The following is an 18,588-nucleotide window of genomic DNA, read 5'->3' on the forward strand; positions in this document are numbered from 1 at the left end:
GTTTACGATAGCAAAGAAGTAGTATCCAAACTACTTCTGTCCTAGGAGCTTTGCTGACATGACAGCCCCAAAAAATTCAGAATGATTTATGTTTTTTTCACATGCAGAAGTTCCGGAGCGTTTGGGCAAACATAGTATTTTTTATGATTGACGTTTTATATAATTAAAACTATAATTAAGCACTATGTTTGAAAATAACATGAGCAAGCTGATGGCTTTTAGAGAGATAGAGTTAACAAATGGTTCGGGAAAAGGATAATCATTTTCCATCCAACGGTCTGTATGACAGCACATGTATAGACACTTGCTCCTGAATATGGGAGGCAAACTTTGCAGAAAGAAGAGAGAATTAAAACGGACTGGACCGTTTTTGCCGTCAGTGGCGGTTTTTTGATTTTATTTATTGTTCTATCATTCATGGACAGCGCCATGGTTGGAGAATGGATTACGACCTTATTCAATTATTCAGCCGATCTGTTTGGAGCGTATTGGCAGGTATTATTGTTCGGTAATTTTGCAATTGGTATTTTTTTAGCCTTTTCACGGTATGGAAACGTCAAACTGGGTAAAATGGATAAACCGAAGTATAGTTATTATCGGTGGGTTGCGATGATCCTCGTAACTCTCCTGGCAAGCGGCGGCGTGTTCTGGGCAGCCTCCGAGCCGATGTATCATTATATGACAACACCGCCATTATTTGGCGATAGCGAAGTTAATAATGTATCGGCTGCGTTTGCACAAGCTTTTATGCATTGGGGATTTTTGGCCTGGGCGATCCTAGGTACTCTGGCAACCATTGTGATGATGTATGTGCATTACAGCAAAGGTTATCCGATGCGGCCACGAGCTTTATTATTTCCGTTGTTCGGGGAGAAAATCTTTCATAAAAGTGTTCTCGGGTCTGCGGCAGATATATTCTCCATTATTGCAACAGCTGCTGGAACATTGGGGCCATTAGGTTTCCTTGGTTTGCAAATATCCTATGGGCTGAATCATTTATTTGGTGTTCCCAATACTGTGTCGGTAAGCATTCTGGTGGTAGTTGTTCTGGTTATTATCGCGGCGATATCAGCTGCGACCGGGGTTGACCGGGGGATTCTTTTACTGAGCCGTGTCAATGTTAGCATGACGTTTTTGTTGGGAATTATTATGCTTGTGATCGGCCCGACATTGTTCATCATTGACGCATTCATCGGCGGAACAGGATTTCATTTACAGAACTTCTTTGCGATGAATTTTTATCGCGGTGACAATGCGTGGCTTGGCGCGTGGACCATATTTTTCTGGGGGTGGTTCATCGGCTATGGCCCGATGCTGATTATTTTTATCAGCCGCATCTCGCGCGGAAGAACGATTCGTGAATTGATTATTGCAGTATCTATTGTAGCGCCGCTCGTGACCAACTTCTGGTTCTCTGTTGTTGGCGGAACAGGCGTATTCTTTGAAATAGAAAATCCGGGGTCTGTATCCGGGGCGCTGAATGAAGCGGGAATGCCCGCTGCTGTTATGGCGATTATGGACCAGTTGCCATTGGGCACTGTCATGGCCGTCGCGTTTCTTTTAATATCGATTGTTTTTGTGGCGACGACGACAGATACAATGTCCTATACAGTATCCGTAACATTAACTGGAAATGATCATCCCGCCCGCTGGTTGCGCGTCTTTTGGGCGCTGATTTTTGGTGGTACGACGATGATGATTCTGACAATTGGAGAAGGTAGCATTACTGCGATTCAAAATTCGATTGTCATTACGGCAGTCCCGGTTTCATTTTTGCTGTTGCCGCCGTTGTGGAATGCACCTCAAATTGCGAAGAAGATGGCGCTGGAACAGGGTCTGATGTGGGAAAGGCCGAGGAAAGGACGTCCGATTAAAATCGATCATAGAAAGTAGAACGGGATACTTCAGGGTACTCCCTTTTTTTATATTCATTCTGTCTATTTTTTGATATAATGAAATCAGCATTAAGGGGAGGCATCACCGTTGAGTGAAGCGAAAAAACTGCAAAAAGATGCGAATAATATATTAAAACAGACAAGCCGAACATTTTACATACCGATAACATTGCTGAAATCACCGCTGAATCAAACAGTCGGGGCAGCTTATTTATGCATGCGTGCTGTTGATGAAATAGAAGATCATGAGGAGTTGGATACAGAAACAAAACAATATCTGCTCCGAACAACTTGCGACTTATTGAAGTACGATGTTTTTGACGAAAAGGCTTACAGTGAATTGGTGCAGCCATATGTAACACAGCTTCCTGAGGTGACATTACGACTCGGCGATTGGCTTGAAATTTGCCCGGATGGGATTGTTGAAAATGTAAAAGCATCGACACGTATAATGGCCGCAGGAATGGCTGATTGGGCGAAAAAGGGATGGAATATTAAGGATGAAGGCGACCTTGATGATTACACCTATTATGTTGCCGGGCTTGTCGGTATCATGCTGTCTGATATCTGGGAGTGGTATGACGGAACCGAAACAGATCGGGAACTTGCCATAGGATATGGTCGGGGCCTGCAGGCTGTCAATATTTTGCGCAATCAGGATGAAGATAGCGAGCGCGGTGTCAGCTTCGTTCCGGATAGATGGACACGCGACGATTTGTTCAGTTATACCGAAAAAAACCTGGCCATGGCGGACGAATATATGAAAGACATCAATACCCGGACGATTAAGCTATTTTGCCGGATTCCGCTTGCATTAGCTAAACGAACTCTGAAGGCTTTGAAAGAGGGCCGTGAGAAGATTTCCAGAAATGAAGTCGAAACCATTGTTCAAGATATTAAGGAAGACTAACGAAAGCCACCGTTCAATTACGAATGGTGGCTTTCATCTTCAGGGCTGGGTACTAATGATCAAAGTAAGCAAAAAAGAGACGGTCCGGACAGTCTCTTAAATCATTTGTTCAGCAGTGATTTAAAGCCAATACAGGATGGCTCCCGAGAATATGATAATGATAAGATCGCCTATCACATTCAAAAACGAAGCTAATCCCCCGGTGATGACCGAGGAAGCTGGTACATAGGCCAGCGCAAACCCTGCCAGGACACATGTGAAATAGATTAAGGCTAAATGATGGATGTTATCACTTCTTTGTAAGGTGTATACAAAGCCCTGTCATATTCGACATTATGACAGCCCCCTAATAGCATTGAAAAGACTGCACGTTATTTAAGTCAACACCGTAGTAGACCCACCTGTTCCGCTGCCATCTGAATCCTGCTATCGATTGCCTGCCGACAAAGATTGGAAAAAACCAGAAGGAATCCCATCGCAGCCAGATATACGTAAATTGAAATAAGCATCGCTGGATTGCTCCTGGGTCGACTGCATAAACGCTGAAGTCACCTTGCGACTTCTGTGTTTGCGGCATTTGTGGTGTGAATGGCGGTGGCGGGGATGAGGGTGCACTGACTTGCTGTTGTCCACCGGGAAATCCTGGCTGTTGTCCTCCCGATTGTCCGGGCGGTCCGCCAAACGGAGGCCCTGCACCAGGTCCGTTGTTTTGAAACCATGGTAAATTAAAAATTCTGGGATCGTCATACGGTGGTTGGTTATGATTCATATTCAACTTCCTCCTTAATCGTCTTTCTCTTTAGTATATGGGGATGCGTCTAGAAATGTATGGGCGTATAGTCTGGCGATTCGACCTATCGAAAAAAAAGCGTTCAATTTTAGCCATTCTCCTATTGACTCTAACGTTACGTTATACTTTAACGTAACAATTGAAGGGAGGTCTTAGTAATGAAAGTCAGAGAGGTAGCCGGATTAGTCGGCATCAGTGTGCGCACACTGCATCATTATGATGAGATCGGCTTGCTTGAGCCCGAGACCACCGAATCAGGTTATCGGATCTATTCGGAAAAGGAGCTCGAAACATTGCAGCAGATACTGTTCTTTAAAAAGCTTGGCTTCCCTTTGAAGAAAATAAAGGAGATTATCAATAGTCCATCGTTTGACAGGGAGGAGGCGCTTTACGTTCAACGCAAGATGCTGCTGGAAGAACGCTCCCGCCTGGACAATATGATTGCGACGATTGATAAAACAATCCAGAATACGAAAGGAGAGATTCCGATGAGTGATCAGGAGAAATTTGAAGGCTTTGACTTCAGCAAAAACCCGTACGAACAGGAAGCCCGCGAACGCTGGGGCGACAAAGCGGTTGAAGAGTCAAACGCCAAAGTCAATCAGCTGTCAAAAGATGAACAGCAAGCAATGGAACAGGAATTTGACCGCATTTACCGGGACCTTGCTGCAATAAGGCATCAAGCACCCGATTCAAATGAAGCACAGGCAGCTATTAAAGTTTGGTATGACTATCTGAATAAGATTGGCAGTTATTCACTTGATGCTTTCAAAGGGCTCGGGCAGATGTATGTTGACGATGAACGCTTCACGAAAAACATCGACACGTATGGTGACGGTCTGGCCATGTTTATGTGTGATGCCATGGCGTTTTATGCGGACCGGAAGAAGGCATAGTTTCATGAATGAAAGCGAAATATAGTATAAAAAGCATTCCTGTGTAACACATTGTTTATGTGATAAAAGGCTGATGCCCCTCAAAGAGAGTTTCGGGCGTGAACATACTGATCTTGAAAAAAACCCGTTGGTGAATGCTATTCCTAACGGGTTTTCAATCGTTTATTTCATTGAAACATTCCTTATAAAGTTGTTCCAACCACTTTTTTTCCGCGAGGTTTTGTTCCATTGGCATCCGGTTCCAATGTAATGCCGATGTTACCAAAGGTATAGTTCTTATCAGGCAGCGGAAACGTAATCACCCCTTTGCCATTCGCGGCGGGACGAAACGTACCGGCGTTTTTGCGGTTGCCATCGTTGAGCAGCCAAACCTGATAGGTTTGTTCTCCCTCCGGCATGGGTAACTGATTCAGATTGACAATAAGCTCACGCCCATTTTCATTCTCTACAACCGCAGCATAACCTTGGGCATCACTTGAAGTAATGACTGATTGGAGTTTAACAGTCCGAATCACGTTGACTGTTGAATCGGTGGGTTTTTCCATTTCTGAAAGTGCCTGATGTAATTGGATATTTTGATAGACCAATACGGTTACTACAATAAATAAAATGGCAATAATCGTTGAAGCTAAAGGCTTGAAATGTTGCTTCATTCTGTTCTTCCATTTTGAATAAATAGTTGTAAAGCCATTTTCTTGAGAGTCCTTTGTTTTTTTGTCAGAAAAAACATAATCCATCACTTCGGATTTTAACTCTGGCGGGACATCGGCTTCTTCGACATCGAAGGAAAGGGCCGACCATGCTTCCTGAAGTTGCTTTAAATCAGATGAACATGACTGGCATTGTGATAAATGATATTCAAAGTCCTGACATTCTTCTTTTTTCAATTCCCCGGTAAGGTAGTCCACCAGCTGCTCACATTTTTTTGTCATCCGTCATCCCTCCTTCTGTCCCAAGATAATAACGCAAGCGCTTTAACGATTGGTGTAAACGGCTTTTAATTGTTCCTATCTTCTGATTTTCAAACTCTGCAATTTCCAGTAAAGAATAACCACCCCAATATAATAGTGTGATCAGGCGTCTTTGTTCCTCGGACAACTTGCTTTTCGCTTCCTCAATCTCCATTTTTGTCAATTGGTTGTCAGCGTCCCGCAGAGTATAGCCCGACATTTCGATAGAATCGTGTAGAATAGCCTTTTGCTGTTTTTCTGCAAGCTTTTTTTCTTTGCGGATATAATCTATGGAAATATTTCTTGTTACTGTGATTAACCAATTGACAAGCTGTCCTTTGTCGGAGTCATAATGCTGTTTAGCAACCCATATTCTCAAGAATACTTGTTGTACAATCTCTTTGGTTTTTTCTTTGTCACCGCTCATAGCTTTCAGAGCATAACTGTAAATAAGTTTTATATAACGATCATACAGTTCTTCAAAAGCCGGACGGTGTTCTTGAACAATTAATTCCATCAATTCCTGGTCTGATTTGTCTTTCATTGCACCGTCCTCCCTCCGTTATCCTTCTATTTAATTTATCATACGGTATAATCTGAGTAAACGGATCCCTGTGTGTTTGCAATTCGAAGAGAGGGTGCTGCAAACCGAAAAAAGGAACTGTCTCTATTCGACAGTTCCAGTATACTTCAATCAATTTTTTACTGAATCACCTTCAATAGTACTTACAAAGAATGGAAATTCCTCTGTCGTGATATTGTCCACAACTTCATTGTTCGATGTATCAATCACGGCTACTTTATTTTCCATACTGACCGCAACATGAGCTCTTTCCCCGTTTGCTGTAACAGCAATGCCATGTGGTCCCTTCCCTACCTTAATTTCCTTGATTTCTTTTCTTTTTGAAAGGTCTATCACTGAAACAAAGTCGGTTCCAATGTTTGCTACGTAGGCATATTTACCGTTTGGGGTAATGTCTATAACGTGATGACCAACACCTGTCGGGATCGTTGTCACCATTTTCTCTTTGTCAAGATCAATCACACCTACTGCATTTTCACTCGTTAACGACACAAGCAATGTATTCTTGTCAGGTATAATATTGATGTTATGTGGTGCCCCATTAACACCTTCAATCGTGTCAACCACTGTTTGGGTGGAAGTATCAATCACGGATACTGTGTTTGAACCTGTATTTGTGATATAAAATTTGCTGCTATCCGGACTGGAGACCCCGTTATGGGGGGAGTTTCCAACTTCAATCTTGCCCACCGGTTTCATCGATTGCATGTCAATGACAGTCACCGTACCTTCTCCTTCGTTGATCACATACGCCCATTCGCCATCCGGGGTGAAATTGACTCCTTTCGGTGTTTTCCCAACCGGTATGGTTTTAACGACTTGATTGGTCTGGGTGTTTATAATCGACACATTTTCTGAACCACTGTTGACCACGTAATCATATTTGCCGTTTGGGGACACTTCATTGTAGGTTGGTTTCCTTCCAACCTGAATTGCATCTATAACCTTGTTATTATTTGGATTAATGACCTGGATCCCACTTGCATCACGGTTGTTTACATACAACATATGTAAGTTACCCATTCCTTTGGAACGGGTAACTTGTTGAGCTGAAGCTATCTTTTGTTTGAATTGTTTAAGCTTGTCCGTTGTTTCGTCAACCAGCTGTTTCACCTTGCCGGTATCCGGCTGATTTTTTTTCGCTTCAGAGATTAACGGATACAAGCTTTTTTCAATATTTTCGTAGGCTTCGGCATTACGCTTTTCAATTTTCTTTTCAATTGGTTCCCAGCTTTCTGAGAGAGCCTTCCCTTTTTCATTTAAATTTTTCGCATCATCGGTTGAAGATTTCGCTGTATTTTTTAAATCGTGAAGGGAGGATAATACCTTTTCTATCCCTTCTGATAACGACGTAGTTCGATCTTTGTTGATGTGTTGTTGAAATGTTTGGTCATTGACTACATACCAGGCGTCTTTAACTTCCTGACCGTTCACCTTACCTTTTTCTTTATCCTTAACAAAGTAATAAAGTGGATAACCCTTGTACGTTGTTTGCTTTTCACCTGTATCTTGTCTGGTAATTGTTCCAAAATCACTTTTATCGTAGCCTTTAGGCACATTAAGATCTTTGGTATAATATGCTGGCCAATTTTTGAGACACTTGCCTTTGCAGTTGCTGACGTTTTTTTCATCCTTTGTAAATATATAAAGGGTCATCCCTTTCGAATCTGCCAAATACTTGCCGACTTTTTCGTTGTCCATCACCTGCATGCCAGTTTTTACATCCTCTCCTTTTTCTTTACTTTGGTCTCCATTTTCTGCATCATTTTCGCTGTCACCTGAACACGCCGTAAGAACCAATACCGCTATCAAGACTGCTGCGAGGATCCATAATTTTTGTTTTTTCATCTAAACACCTCCAAAAAATTCTTTTCATTTAAGTTAACGAAGAAAAGCAACGTTCGGTTTGGTATGAATTTTTAATTTTTGATTGAATTATTGAGCAATTAGTAACCCTGGTTTTGACTTGAACATCTGAAAATGGCTGTTTATAAATTGACGATAGATAAAAAAAGACCTCCATTATGCCATGAAGGTCTTTTCCTTTAATATATTTAGAGAGAGAACTCAAAGCTTTTTGACAGCTGCGCCGATATTGTCAGCTCTCGTGATAGCTGAAATGACAGCAGTCCCATCGGCTCCGGCATCTATGACAGAAGACGCGTTCTCTTCAGTAATCCCGCCTATTCCGACAATCGGTATGTTGGGATATTGGATCCTCAAGTCTCTGATCCATTTCAGACCGACTGCTTGTGCAGCATCGTCCTTGGATGATGTTGCAAATACCGATCCTGCTCCGAGATAGTCAGCCAGTTGGACGGTGCTGTTGTCAGCTTCAGTTTGATTTGATACTGACAGACCAATGATTTTATCGGGAAACATCTTCCGCACTTTTTCCAGCTGCATGTCATCCTGTCCGACATGAATACCGTCAGCTGCCAGCGGTTCAACCAGGTCTATATCATCGTTTATGAAAAACATGATGTTATGGCGGGCACAAATGTCGCGCAGTCTGCGTCCCAAAGCCAACTTTTTTTCATAGGTTAATGATCCTTCACCTTTTTCCCGGAACTGAAAAGCGGTGATACCGGACTTTGCCGCTTCCTCAAGGATGTCCTCGGGTTTCCGGTCACAGTTCTGACTCCCCATGATAAAGTATTTTCTTAGATTCATAAGTTACGTCCTTTCAAGTTCGGCAGGGTCGAGCGATAGCGCATCGATGAAATGGGGGAGAAATGTCCCCGGGCCATTGACGTCTCTTTGTCTGGCAGCATGTTCTGCGGCGAGCCCGTAAAACTCAAGAGCGGTTAATGCCTGTTGACCGCTGGCTTCGTTTGTTGTCAGGCAGGCTGTTAAGATCGATCCAAGCAGGCAGCCGGCACCGGTGATTTTACCTAGAATCGAATGACCGGATTGATTCTGCAAAACCTCATCACCAGTGCAAATAACATCCGTTTTGCCGGTGACCACAGCAACAGTCTGATACGTTTTAGCCACTTTAGCAGCGATTTCATCGGCATTGCCTTCACCGACTGATTCGACACCTTTTGTTTCCCACGGAATTTCAACCAGGTGTGCGAGTTCACCGGCATTTCCTTTGATCATTGTCGGCTTTACTTGTTCCAGAATGCTCCTTGCAGCTGTCGTCCGGAATGGTGTTGCTGCAACGCCAACCGGGTCCAGGACGACCGGAATCCCTTTTTCATTGGCAGCAACACCTGCACGAATCATCCCTGAAAGCTCATCAGCAGTTAACGTCCCGATATTGAGAAGGACACCATTGGCATTTGAAGCCATATCGGCAGCTTCATCTTCAGCCTTAGCCATAACTGGCGCTGCTCCGAATGATAACAGCCCGTTAGCTGAAAAATTCATAACCACCTGATTGGTCAGGTGTTGGATAAGCGGCATCGTTTCGCGTGCTTCTTGAATAATGGCTTGTTTCATTTACTTCACCCTTTCCATTCGATGTGCCCACTGATTGGTCGGGCCGTTCCCTTGTCCGATCGAAAATGAATGACAAATAGCTGCCGTTATAAAGTCCTTTGCCCTCTGGACGGCATCCGGCAGCTTGTAACCGTGGGTAACATAGGCCGTAATGGCTGCTGAATAGGTACATCCGGTTCCGTGTGTGTTTTGCGTATCGATTCGTTCGGTTGAGAAAGTATGCATTGTTTCCCCATCAAACAAAAAGTCGGCTGCTTGACTTTGCATATGACCGCCTTTCACTAAAGCAGCTCCTGCACCGAATTCATCGACAATCTGTTTGGCAGCCTGTTGCATGTCGTCGGGTGTTTTAATCGTTTCTCCGGTAATCACCTCTGCCTCCGGTATATTCGGTGTGACCAATGCCGATAATGGCAGCAGATTCTCACGTAAATACTTACGGGAATCCTCCGCGATTAATGTGTGACCGCTCGTTGTCATCATAACCGGATCCATAATATAAGGGGAATCCAGTCCGGAAATCTTCTCAATCACGGCGTCCATAATATCAATGTCAGCCAGCATGCCGGTTTTGAACGCCTGGAACGGGATATCGGAAAGAACCGATTTTAGTTGCTGCTTAATCATAGACACTGACATATGCTGTACGTCCTGGACGCCTGTCGTATTTTGAGCAACCACAGAGGTGATAACCGACATACCATACGTTTTTAATTCCTGAAATGTCTTCAAGTCAGCCTGGATGCCGGCGCCGCCGCTTGGGTCGGTGCCGGCAATTGTCAATGCTGCGGGTATATGCGTCACTGGCTGCTCACCTTCTCTCCAGGCCATTCTTCGCACGTGTAAGCCATCTCCCAGAAGGCCAGCTCCAATTGACAGCTTTTCCGGAACGCTTCTTTTATATGTTTTTGTTCCTCATGTGAAGCATCTTCTGCAATTTTGTCCAGGCGCTGCCTCATGTTTCTGGTTATGTCACGAGTACTTTCATCGGCATAAAAGCTAATCCATTGGTAAAATGGATGATCAGCTGATGGAGCATATTTTGTTTTTAATTCCTGGCCGATTTCCAAATAAGTCCATGGGCAAGGCAAAAGGGCACCAATGGTTTCGCCTAAACCACCCATATGAGCGTGATACATCATATGCTTCATATAATGATCGGCGGTCGGCGGAAGCGGATAATCCTGAAGTTCCACATAGCCAACGCCAATATGATCACAGAAATTGTGATGCGGATGAATTTCACTGTTCAGGACAAATTGGATTTGGTCATTAAAAAATCGCATGTCTTCGCGTTTGGCAGATTTAGAAATAGCCGTTCCATAAATTCGGATAAAAGCACTTAAATATTCATAATCAGCTTTTATATAGTGTGCAATTGCCTCATCCGGAACTTCTCCTTTGCCAATGCCATCGACAAATGGATGATTAAAAATAGTCCGGAAAATATCATCGTTTTCTTTACGTAACATCTGTGTGAATGTCATTCTAAAACCTCCAACTATCATTGTCAGGAAGCTGTAGGAAGCGTAAAATCAGATTAATAGAAAATCAATGTGTTCCTACTCTGCCTTTCTGCGTTGGTATTCGTTCGTCTCAGGTCCAAAAGGAAATACCCCCGGCCAATATAACTTTCGCAGCTTTTCTCATACGTAATTTTTTATAAAAATATCCGATCCCACTTTCGAAACGACAAACCAGCCGATTAATGCACCTGTTATGCAACTGACGAGAAACGATGGCACAAAGAAAAATGCGCCGGCTGAACTGCCCAGCAGGATACGGGCAAATGGCACGGCAAACAATGAACCGAAAACCCCGGTACCGATTGCTTCACCAAGTGCAGCCATTCCTTTTTTGTCAGTTAGGCGATATAGATAACCAGCCATAAAAGCACCGATCATCCCACCCGGAAATGCCAGCAGTGTCCCCAGACCAAGCATATTGCGGACAAGACCGATCATAAAGGCGATGATAATTGCCGGGCCAGGACCAAGTGTGACCGCAGACATGACGTTGACCGCGTGCTGTACCGGATAGGCCTTGGCAACGCCTGCCGGAAACCATAATAGCTGTGCGCCCAGAGTTCCAATTGCCACAAAAACAGCCATCGTTGTCAGTAAACGCGTCCGGTTCAATTCAACCCTCCTCTCATTAGGGGCGGAAGGAAAATCAAAAAAGCCAGATCCATAAAATGGACCTGGCTTGAAATAGCTGATATCAACTTGCAGTCAGACTACTTCCCTACGCTGGTATTAACCAGATCAGGTCCGTAAGAGTCGGAAAGCTCAGACGCCTTTCCTCTCAGCCCGCGTTTTTTGGGCACCCCTAGTAGTTTTGATATATATTTGTTCATTTTAAGTTTAACAAACAGTTTCGATTTTGTCATGGAATTATTAAAAATTCCAATTAATTTTGATAGAATGAAAGTCGGAATGGAAATGGTGAATGTAACCGGAGTGTGATCCCGCGTTTCCGAGTTGATGGATTTCGTATAAGGACGGGGGTTTTTCCGACGGGCAAAAAAGTATTTGAATGATTACGTATGGTAATCGTTTATTAGATCATATTCTGCAATGGGTGACTGGCCTGACAAACAACCTGATGGAGGAAAGATTGGATGATTTTGTGGTACAATTGATGGACTATGCGGACGTCGAATAATTCTTTTAACGTGTTGCATAGGATGTTTGAAGATGAAACGGAGGAGGACTTGTATGAGTCGAACAGGTGAAATTGTGCTGACAATTATTGGTGCACTTATTTATGGCTTATTTACTGTTGTTGGCGGTTTTATGGTATGGCTTTTCAATAATGAGGCCGTTTGGAATCAGGCGAAAGAGGAGATAACACAGCAGCAGCCGGGAATGGCAGCGGGCGATATGGATGCCGTTCTTGGGATGATGCAGGGAAGCGGCTGGTATCTTATTATCCTTACTGTTATCAGTGTGATTTTGGGTATTGTTTCCATCGTGTTTGTGAAAGGCGATAAAAAACCCAAGGCAGCAGGAATCATTTTAATTGTGACAGCCGTGCTGAGTACGATCATTACCTTCGGGGGAATGATATTCAGTGGTATATTCTATTTGATAGCCGGTATCATGTGCCTGGCACGGAAGGCTCCGGCACCTGTCTCTCAGGAAACAGTTGAATAAGACGTGTTTTAAAGGGCAGCTTCAAGGCTGCTCTTTTTCTATGATATTATAGATGACTACTCCCTTGTTTAGCCGGCGAAAATCTCTGAGCTTGTACGCATTGAATTTTTAGTCCAGGCGTTTTGTTTGGAATATGAATATTTTAAATATTTACAACTCAATGTGTTTCCGTTATATTTAAATGGAACGTTAAATAATAGTACGTTGTGTGGGGGAGTGAATTCCATGAGTCATGAAAATAGATTTGATAACGATCCGCGCTATAAAGTTGCCAACCGTGAAGCGCTGATTGGGGCAGGTTTGGTTATTTTCAATTTTATCTGGTGGTTTGCTTTTGCATACGGGCTTGGTGGTAAGAACCCGTCTGAATATACATATGTTTTCGGGTTGCCGGCCTGGTTTTTTTATAGCTGTGTAGTGGGATTCATTGTCATGGCTGTGCTAGTGACGATTGTTGTAAAAAAATGGTTTGTCGAAGTTTCGTTCGATGAAGAGGGAGATGAAACATGAATTGGCAGGCATTACTTCCATTAATTGCGATATTAGTGATTATTTTTGCTGTTGGGGTGTGGTCCAGTAAATACATAAGATCGTCAAATACGTTTATGCAGGATTATTTCCTCGGTGGAAGGAGTCTTGGCGGGTTTGTCCTGGCAATGACGATGACGGCAACATACGGCAGTGCCAGCAGTTTTATCGGAGGCCCGGGTACAGCCTATACCGAGGGGCTGGGCTGGGTATTCCTGGCGATGACCCAGGTATCAACGGGCTATTTTGTGCTGATGGTTTTAGGTAAAAAATTTGCGATTGTGACGCGAAAGTATAAAGCGCTCACGATGGTCGACTTTTTAAAAGAACGCTATCAATCCAAGTGGGTTGTCCTGATTTCAGCGTTCAGCATTATTATCTTTTTATTTTCGGCGATGGCGGCCCAGTGGATTGGCGGTGCCCGGTTAATTGAATCATTGATTGGAATACCGTATACGAGTGCTTTATTCATTTTTGCGTTATTCGTGCTTATTTATGTAACGATCGGCGGTTTTCGGGCGGTCGCCCTAACTGATGCCATTCAAGGTTCGATAATGTTTGTCGGAACGCTCATTTTGCTGGTTGCGACGATTATTGCAGGTGGCGGCATTTCCAATATCATCTCAGGTTTAAGTGCCGAAAATCCGAATTTAATTACGCCGTATGGTGCTGAGGGAACGCTCACACCAGCCTTCGTATCGTCATTTTGGATACTGGTCGGTGTCGGCGTTGTAGCATTGCCCCAGATTACGGTCAGGGCGATGTCCTATAAGGATTCCCGTTCTATGCATCGTGCCATCATTATTGGTACGATCGTTGTTGGTGTGATTATGTTGAATATGCACTTGATCGGGGTGTTTGCCCGGCCGATTTTACCTGGCATTGAAGTCGGTGATAAGGTTATGCCGCTGATAGCATTGGAAGTTATGCCAAACTGGCTTGCAGGTATTGTGCTTGCAGCCCCAATGGCAGCCATCATGTCAACGGTCGATTCATTGCTGCTCCTGGTCAGTTCATCAGTTGTTAAAGATGTTTATTTGAATTATGTCGAACCAAAGGCGACATACCAGCGGGTCAAACGGTTGAGTATTGGTGTGACAGCGACTCTAGGGATTATTGTATTCCTGATGGCGCTTAACCCGCCTGATCTGATAATCTGGCTGAACCTGTTTGCCTTTGGTGGGCTTGAAGCGGCATTTATCTGGCCGATTGTTATGGGTCTGTACTGGAGCAAAGGGAATAAATTCGGTGCGCTTGCGTCCATGGTCGCCGGCGTCGGTCTTTATATTATATCAGATACATTCTTCCCGCAGCCATTTGGCCTACATTCGGTCGTGCTACCGGTCGTGGTGTCGTTCTTTGTTTATGTCTTGGTGAGTCTGGGAACCCGAAATGCATCCATAAGTGAGGCTGCAAGCTGATGCATTGGACTGATTGAGGAGGTCGTTCGTTTCGTGAACCGGATGTAAAAATAAAAGCCGCTTGACCTCAGTGGACAAACGGCTTTACATGTTCTTGGATTAACGAGCCACTAGTACAGGTAGTTCGGTTCGGTTCAGGACGGCATGGGCAACACTTCCGAGCAATGAACGGTCAAAAAATCCACGACCGTGACTTCCAACAATGATTATGTCAGCATTTTTTTCTTTGGCAACGTCACAGATGGTTGTACTTGGATGACCGACTTTGTGCACAAAATGTACATGATTCTTCCATTCCGTATACATCTGGTTTTCGACTGTATTTCTTATGTCTTTTTTAATCTGATCTTCGTAACGGTCAATCACATCCGGGATATAATCGTAGGCATAATTTTCTTTGGCAGTCACGTAAAGCACGTATAATTCTGCTTCCGGCCAAGCTTTGAGATAATCTTTGACCATTTCCCCGGCATGTTTGGATGATTCCGACCCGTCCGTAGCAAATAAGATAGAATTCACGAAAGTATCCCCCTCTTTTTATACGATGAAGTAAACGATAACAGATAATGCTAATGACGTAATGGTCATCGCAGCCAATGGGCGTAACGCACGTGTACGCAAGTCCTTCAAGCTGACGTTCAGACCAAGGCCGACCATGGCTGCTGTCAACAACCATGTTGTCAACGTGAATACGCCATCCATCACACCATCTGATACTGGGATAGACTCACCTAATACGTAGCTTCCCAAAATACTTACAATAATAAAACCAACAAGGAACCATGGAAATTCGATCTTTGCGTCTTCTGCTTCATTTGTCTTGTTTTTGCGTTTCATAATCGCTATAAAGATAAAACAAAGCGGAACAAGCAAGAAGACACGCCCCAATTTTGCCAGCAATGCGATGGCTAATCCCTCATCACCTGCAGGCGCACCTGCCAAAGCAACATGAGCAACTTCATGCAGACTGGATCCTGACCAGATCCCGTACTCAATGGCGTCAAGCGGCAGCACAGGACGCAGTATGGTATATGCGATTGCAAAAATGGTTCCCATCAAGGCGATAATGCCAACACCAATAGCTGTATCTTCATCTTTTGATTTCACAATCGGCGCAACTGCGGCGATGGCTGCTGCCCCGCAGACCCCTGTACCAACTCCAAGTAATAGGGATATGCTTTTATCCGCTTTAAACACTTTCGCCAGCCAGACAGTTGCTAAAATAGCAAAAACAATGACGCCGGCATCCCGAACTAACAGTCCAAGACCATCACTCAGAACAGTATCAATACTCAGTTTTAGTCCGTACAGAATAATGGCTGCCCGCAATAATCGCTTTGATGCAAAGGCAATTCCCGGTCGGATCGCTTCAGGATATCCGAAAATCTGTCGGTAAAAAACAGCGATTATAATGGCACATGCCAATTGTCCGACACGGTCGAACCCGGGCACCATTGCGAGCAAATATCCTAGTAAAGCAATCAAAAAAGTGAATGCTATCCCGCCAATCCAAGCTGTTTGGGGGGACGGCTGTTTTTTTGTTTCTGTGTTTGTTTGCATTTCCGGCATCGCCATGAAAACACCTCCTTTATTAAGCATAATGGCTTTACTAACATAAGGAAAATAATTATTTCTAATCATGACCATAAGTAATATGTTATGATAAACAAAACACGTGCTAAAAGGGTGAGTTATAAAATGGATCAGCACTTACAGGTTTTTGTAACAGTTGCAGAGAAACAAAACTTTTCAAGAGCAGCGGAAGAATTACATATGACACAACCTGCCGTCAGCCAATATATACGGACATTTGAGGAGAATATAGGTGTGCGGCTTTTGGAACGGACGAATAAATATGTGCACTTAAATAAAGCTGGTGAAATTGTCTATCATCATGCGAAGGAAATTGTTGGTTTGTACACCAGAATGCAACATTTGGTGGATGATTTAGCTAATAAAGCCAGCGGCCCCCTTTCAATTGGGGCTAGTTATACGTTTGGTGAGTACGTGCTTCCTCATATTCTTGCTAAAATGAAAGAAAGCTATCCGGAAATCCGGCCCACTGTCATGATTGGCAATACAGCTGAAGTTGCGGATTCAGTGATGCATCATCAGCTTGATATCGGTATTGTGGAAGGTCATTTTAAAAATGAACAGCAATTTCAGACTGAAGAATTTGCAGAAGATTCTATGGTCGTTGTTGCGTCTCCGAAACATCCTTTGGTAAACAGGCATAATGAAATAACGACAGAGGATTTAGAAGAACAAACGTGGATTTTGCGGGAGGTGGGTTCAGGTACCCGGGAAGCCGCTGAAAAAATGTTTCAGCGTTTTGGGATTTCGCCTGCCAACATTATGAATATTGGCAGTACACAGCCTATCAAAGAAGCGGTCGAGGCGGGGCTTGGAATAAGTTTATTATCACAATGGGCCATTCAAAAAGAACTGCGCAATGGTGATATACAAATGGTTGATGTTAAGGGTCTGCCGTTCACAAGACAATTTTCAATCGTTACAACGTCGCCCTTCCAGACCAAGGCATTGCAGGTTTTTATAGCATTATTGCGGCATAAAAAGGAACTCACTGTTTTTTCCGCTGGGGAATAGCCATTTTGCGAGGCGTGCTCTTAGCTGCAGAGTTAATTGCTGAGGCAAAGTAGTGAAAATGAGTGTATACTTAATAGACTGCGGTATCATTTTGTCAGAGTGTAAGATTACAATTTTGATAACGTCATTATGTTAACATACTAATAGTGTCTCTAATAAATACGCGTTGGGAGAGTGTTGCTTAAATGACAACGATCGGATTTGTCCGTCATGGGGTTACACAGTGGAACAAGGAAGGAAGAGCGCAAGGAAACTCCGATATTCCATTAGATACAGAAGGTTTAAAGCAGGCTCGTCTTTTGGCGGAACAGCTGGAAATCGGTGACTGGGACATTGTATATTCCAGTGATCTATTGCGGGCGAAGCAAACCGCGGAAATTCTGAATGATAAACTTGGAACACAGTTACAGCTGGATTCCAGGCTTCGTGAGAGAGGCTGCGGACTTGTTGAAGGGATGACAGAGGAAGAAAGGGTGCAGCAATGGGGACCTAAGTGGCGTGAACTGGATATGCAATTCGAAACACAGGACAGCATTATTGCCAGAGGGATGGCATTTATTGACGAGATTAGTGACAAGCATAAGCATCAGAATGTATTAATTGTCAGCCACGGAACATTCATTAAGATGCTCTTGAACAGACTTCTTCCTGATTCGAATATGGATGAATCCTTAAAAAACACATCACTAACCTCCATGTCAAGAGATGATAGCGGCTGGGCTTGTGATATGTATAATTGGACTGAGCATTTGTTGAAAAGCGATTTATTTAATTGACTGTTTAAAATGGCAATTTTCAGCTGTTTTATGCAGCATTTTGATAATGAAATGAATAGGGTGGGGACCAAGTGAAATTACTGACAGGCCATAAAATCAAACTGACTAGATTTAAAGAGACTGATTTATCTATATTGGAGCAATGGTATCAGGATGAAACGTTTATGCGGCTTATGGATGCTTCTCCCGTTTTTCCAAAATCCGTTGAGGAGTTAAAAGAGTGGTATTTGAAAAAGCTCAAGAACAATGAATTTCTGTTTGCAGTCCGGATACTGGAATCGGATGACTTAATTGGATTCGTGGAACTGGATTCGATTGATTGGGCGAACCGTAATGCATGGCTGGCACTTGGTATTGGAGATAAAACAAACTGGAACAAAGGATATGGTCAGGAATCGCTTAGGCTTGTCTTGGGTTTTGCGTTCAGGGAACTGAATCTGCTTCGTGTTCAGTTAACTGTATTTGAACGTAATAATCGGGCGATTGCAGCTTATGAAAAGTGCGGTTTTAAACATGAGGGCGGCCACAGAGAATATTTGAATCGTGACGGTGAGTCCGAGGACATGCTTATTTTTGGCATTTTGCGCCGGGAATGGCAAGCGCTGCAATCGTAAAAGAAATGTTTACTTA

General features: G+C 43.5%; 21 protein-coding genes and 1 riboswitch. Of the genes, 10 read left to right on the plus strand and 11 right to left on the minus strand.

The features are described from left to right. Nucleotides 1-330: 330 nt before the first annotated feature. Both IEW67_RS04695 and IEW67_RS04700 read left to right on the plus strand, forming a co-directional pair. Entirely contained in the window at nt 331-1,893 is a 1,563-nt protein-coding gene (locus tag IEW67_RS04695; protein ID WP_188631908.1) for a BCCT family transporter, read from the plus strand. Nucleotides 1,894-1,983: 90 nt separating this feature from the next. Beyond that, nucleotides 1,984-2,805 carry a squalene/phytoene synthase family protein gene (locus tag IEW67_RS04700; RefSeq protein WP_188631909.1) on the plus strand — a complete coding sequence of 274 codons (822 nt, stop codon included), beginning with the start codon at nt 1,984-1,986 and terminating at the stop codon, nt 2,803-2,805. 346 nt (nt 2,806-3,151) lie between these two features. Here IEW67_RS04700 and IEW67_RS04705 read toward each other — a convergent pair whose 3' ends face one another. After that, entirely contained in the window at nt 3,152-3,574 is a 423-nt protein-coding gene (locus tag IEW67_RS04705) for a hypothetical protein (RefSeq protein ID WP_188631910.1), read from the minus strand. A 179-nt stretch (nt 3,575-3,753) separates the two neighbouring features. Between IEW67_RS04705 and IEW67_RS04710 the strand changes: the two genes are divergently transcribed. Next, the gene (locus IEW67_RS04710) at nt 3,754-4,491 is read left to right on the plus strand and encodes a MerR family transcriptional regulator (RefSeq protein WP_188631911.1); all 738 of its coding nucleotides are present in this window, start codon (nt 3,754-3,756) and stop codon (nt 4,489-4,491) included. A gap of 182 nt (nt 4,492-4,673) precedes the next feature. On the opposite strand, the gene IEW67_RS04715 is transcribed toward IEW67_RS04710, so the two are convergent. The 8 genes from IEW67_RS04715 to thiW form a co-directional block, all read right to left on the minus strand. Further along, nucleotides 4,674-5,423 carry an anti-sigma factor gene (locus IEW67_RS04715; protein ID WP_188631912.1) on the minus strand — a complete coding sequence of 250 codons (750 nt, stop codon included), beginning with the start codon at nt 5,421-5,423 and terminating at the stop codon, nt 4,674-4,676. Then, on the minus strand, nt 5,407-5,985 hold the full coding sequence (locus tag IEW67_RS04720) for an RNA polymerase sigma factor (protein WP_188631913.1): 579 nt from the start codon (nt 5,983-5,985) through the stop codon (nt 5,407-5,409). The genes IEW67_RS04715 and IEW67_RS04720 overlap by 17 nt, the downstream gene beginning before the upstream one ends. Nucleotides 5,986-6,135: 150 nt before the next feature. Further along, on the minus strand, nt 6,136-7,872 hold the full coding sequence (locus IEW67_RS04725; RefSeq protein WP_188631914.1) for a YVTN family beta-propeller repeat protein: 1,737 nt from the start codon (nt 7,870-7,872) through the stop codon (nt 6,136-6,138). Nucleotides 7,873-8,091: 219 nt separating this feature from the next. Then, on the minus strand, nt 8,092-8,697 hold the full coding sequence (gene thiE, locus IEW67_RS04730) for a thiamine phosphate synthase (protein ID WP_188631915.1): 606 nt from the start codon (nt 8,695-8,697) through the stop codon (nt 8,092-8,094). 3 nt (nt 8,698-8,700) lie between these two features. Then, the gene (thiM, locus tag IEW67_RS04735) at nt 8,701-9,471 is read right to left on the minus strand and encodes a hydroxyethylthiazole kinase (protein ID WP_188631916.1); all 771 of its coding nucleotides are present in this window, start codon (nt 9,469-9,471) and stop codon (nt 8,701-8,703) included. Continuing rightward, nucleotides 9,472-10,275 carry a bifunctional hydroxymethylpyrimidine kinase/phosphomethylpyrimidine kinase gene (gene thiD / locus IEW67_RS04740; RefSeq protein WP_188631964.1) on the minus strand — a complete coding sequence of 268 codons (804 nt, stop codon included), beginning with the start codon at nt 10,273-10,275 and terminating at the stop codon, nt 9,472-9,474. Next, entirely contained in the window at nt 10,272-10,958 is a 687-nt protein-coding gene (gene tenA, locus IEW67_RS04745) for a thiaminase II (RefSeq protein WP_188631917.1), read from the minus strand. Before tenA ends, thiD begins: the two co-directional genes overlap by 4 nt. Nucleotides 10,959-11,117: 159 nt before the next feature. Next, nucleotides 11,118-11,609 (minus strand): energy coupling factor transporter S component ThiW, encoded by a 492-nt coding sequence (gene thiW / locus IEW67_RS04750; RefSeq protein WP_188631918.1) that lies wholly within the window; start codon nt 11,607-11,609, stop codon nt 11,118-11,120. A gap of 86 nt (nt 11,610-11,695) precedes the next feature. After that, nucleotides 11,696-11,811: riboswitch (TPP riboswitch) on the minus strand. Nucleotides 11,812-12,006: 195 nt separating this feature from the next. Between thiW and IEW67_RS18320 the strand changes: the two genes are divergently transcribed. The 4 genes from IEW67_RS18320 (at nt 12,007) to panF (ending at nt 14,575) form a co-directional block, all read left to right on the plus strand. Further along, entirely contained in the window at nt 12,007-12,135 is a 129-nt protein-coding gene (locus IEW67_RS18320) for a hypothetical protein (RefSeq protein ID WP_268238643.1), read from the plus strand. 53 nt (nt 12,136-12,188) lie between these two features. Beyond that, entirely contained in the window at nt 12,189-12,626 is a 438-nt protein-coding gene (locus IEW67_RS04755; protein WP_188631919.1) for a DUF4064 domain-containing protein, read from the plus strand. 225 nt (nt 12,627-12,851) lie between these two features. Then, nucleotides 12,852-13,136 (plus strand): YhdT family protein, encoded by a 285-nt coding sequence (locus IEW67_RS04760; protein WP_188631920.1) that lies wholly within the window; start codon nt 12,852-12,854, stop codon nt 13,134-13,136. After that, the gene (panF, locus tag IEW67_RS04765; protein WP_188631921.1) at nt 13,133-14,575 is read left to right on the plus strand and encodes a sodium/pantothenate symporter; all 1,443 of its coding nucleotides are present in this window, start codon (nt 13,133-13,135) and stop codon (nt 14,573-14,575) included. The genes IEW67_RS04760 and panF overlap by 4 nt, the downstream gene beginning before the upstream one ends. 99 nt (nt 14,576-14,674) lie before the next feature. Here panF and IEW67_RS04770 read toward each other — a convergent pair whose 3' ends face one another. After that, nucleotides 14,675-15,094 carry a universal stress protein gene (locus IEW67_RS04770; RefSeq protein WP_188631922.1) on the minus strand — a complete coding sequence of 140 codons (420 nt, stop codon included), beginning with the start codon at nt 15,092-15,094 and terminating at the stop codon, nt 14,675-14,677. Nucleotides 15,095-15,112: 18 nt separating this feature from the next. Next, nucleotides 15,113-16,144, minus strand: a complete 1,032-nt coding sequence (locus IEW67_RS04775) for a YeiH family protein (RefSeq protein ID WP_229671679.1) — start codon at nt 16,142-16,144, stop codon at nt 15,113-15,115. A gap of 129 nt (nt 16,145-16,273) precedes the next feature. Between IEW67_RS04775 and IEW67_RS04780 the strand changes: the two genes are divergently transcribed. The 3 genes from IEW67_RS04780 (at nt 16,274) to IEW67_RS04790 (ending at nt 18,572) form a co-directional block, all read left to right on the plus strand. Further along, the gene (locus IEW67_RS04780) at nt 16,274-17,182 is read left to right on the plus strand and encodes a LysR family transcriptional regulator (RefSeq protein WP_188631923.1); all 909 of its coding nucleotides are present in this window, start codon (nt 16,274-16,276) and stop codon (nt 17,180-17,182) included. A 185-nt stretch (nt 17,183-17,367) separates the two neighbouring features. Continuing rightward, nucleotides 17,368-17,958: a histidine phosphatase family protein gene (locus tag IEW67_RS04785; protein ID WP_188631924.1), complete on the plus strand. Its 591-nt coding sequence runs from the start codon at nt 17,368-17,370 to the stop codon at nt 17,956-17,958. 71 nt (nt 17,959-18,029) lie between these two features. Further along, complete coding sequence (locus IEW67_RS04790; RefSeq protein WP_188631925.1) at nt 18,030-18,572, plus strand: GNAT family N-acetyltransferase; 543 nt, start codon at nt 18,030-18,032, stop codon at nt 18,570-18,572. The last annotated feature ends 16 nt before the right edge of the window (nt 18,573-18,588 follow it).

The organism is Lentibacillus kapialis (genome assembly GCF_014646635.1).
Taxonomy (GTDB): domain Bacteria; phylum Bacillota; class Bacilli; order Bacillales; family Amphibacillaceae; genus Lentibacillus; species Lentibacillus kapialis.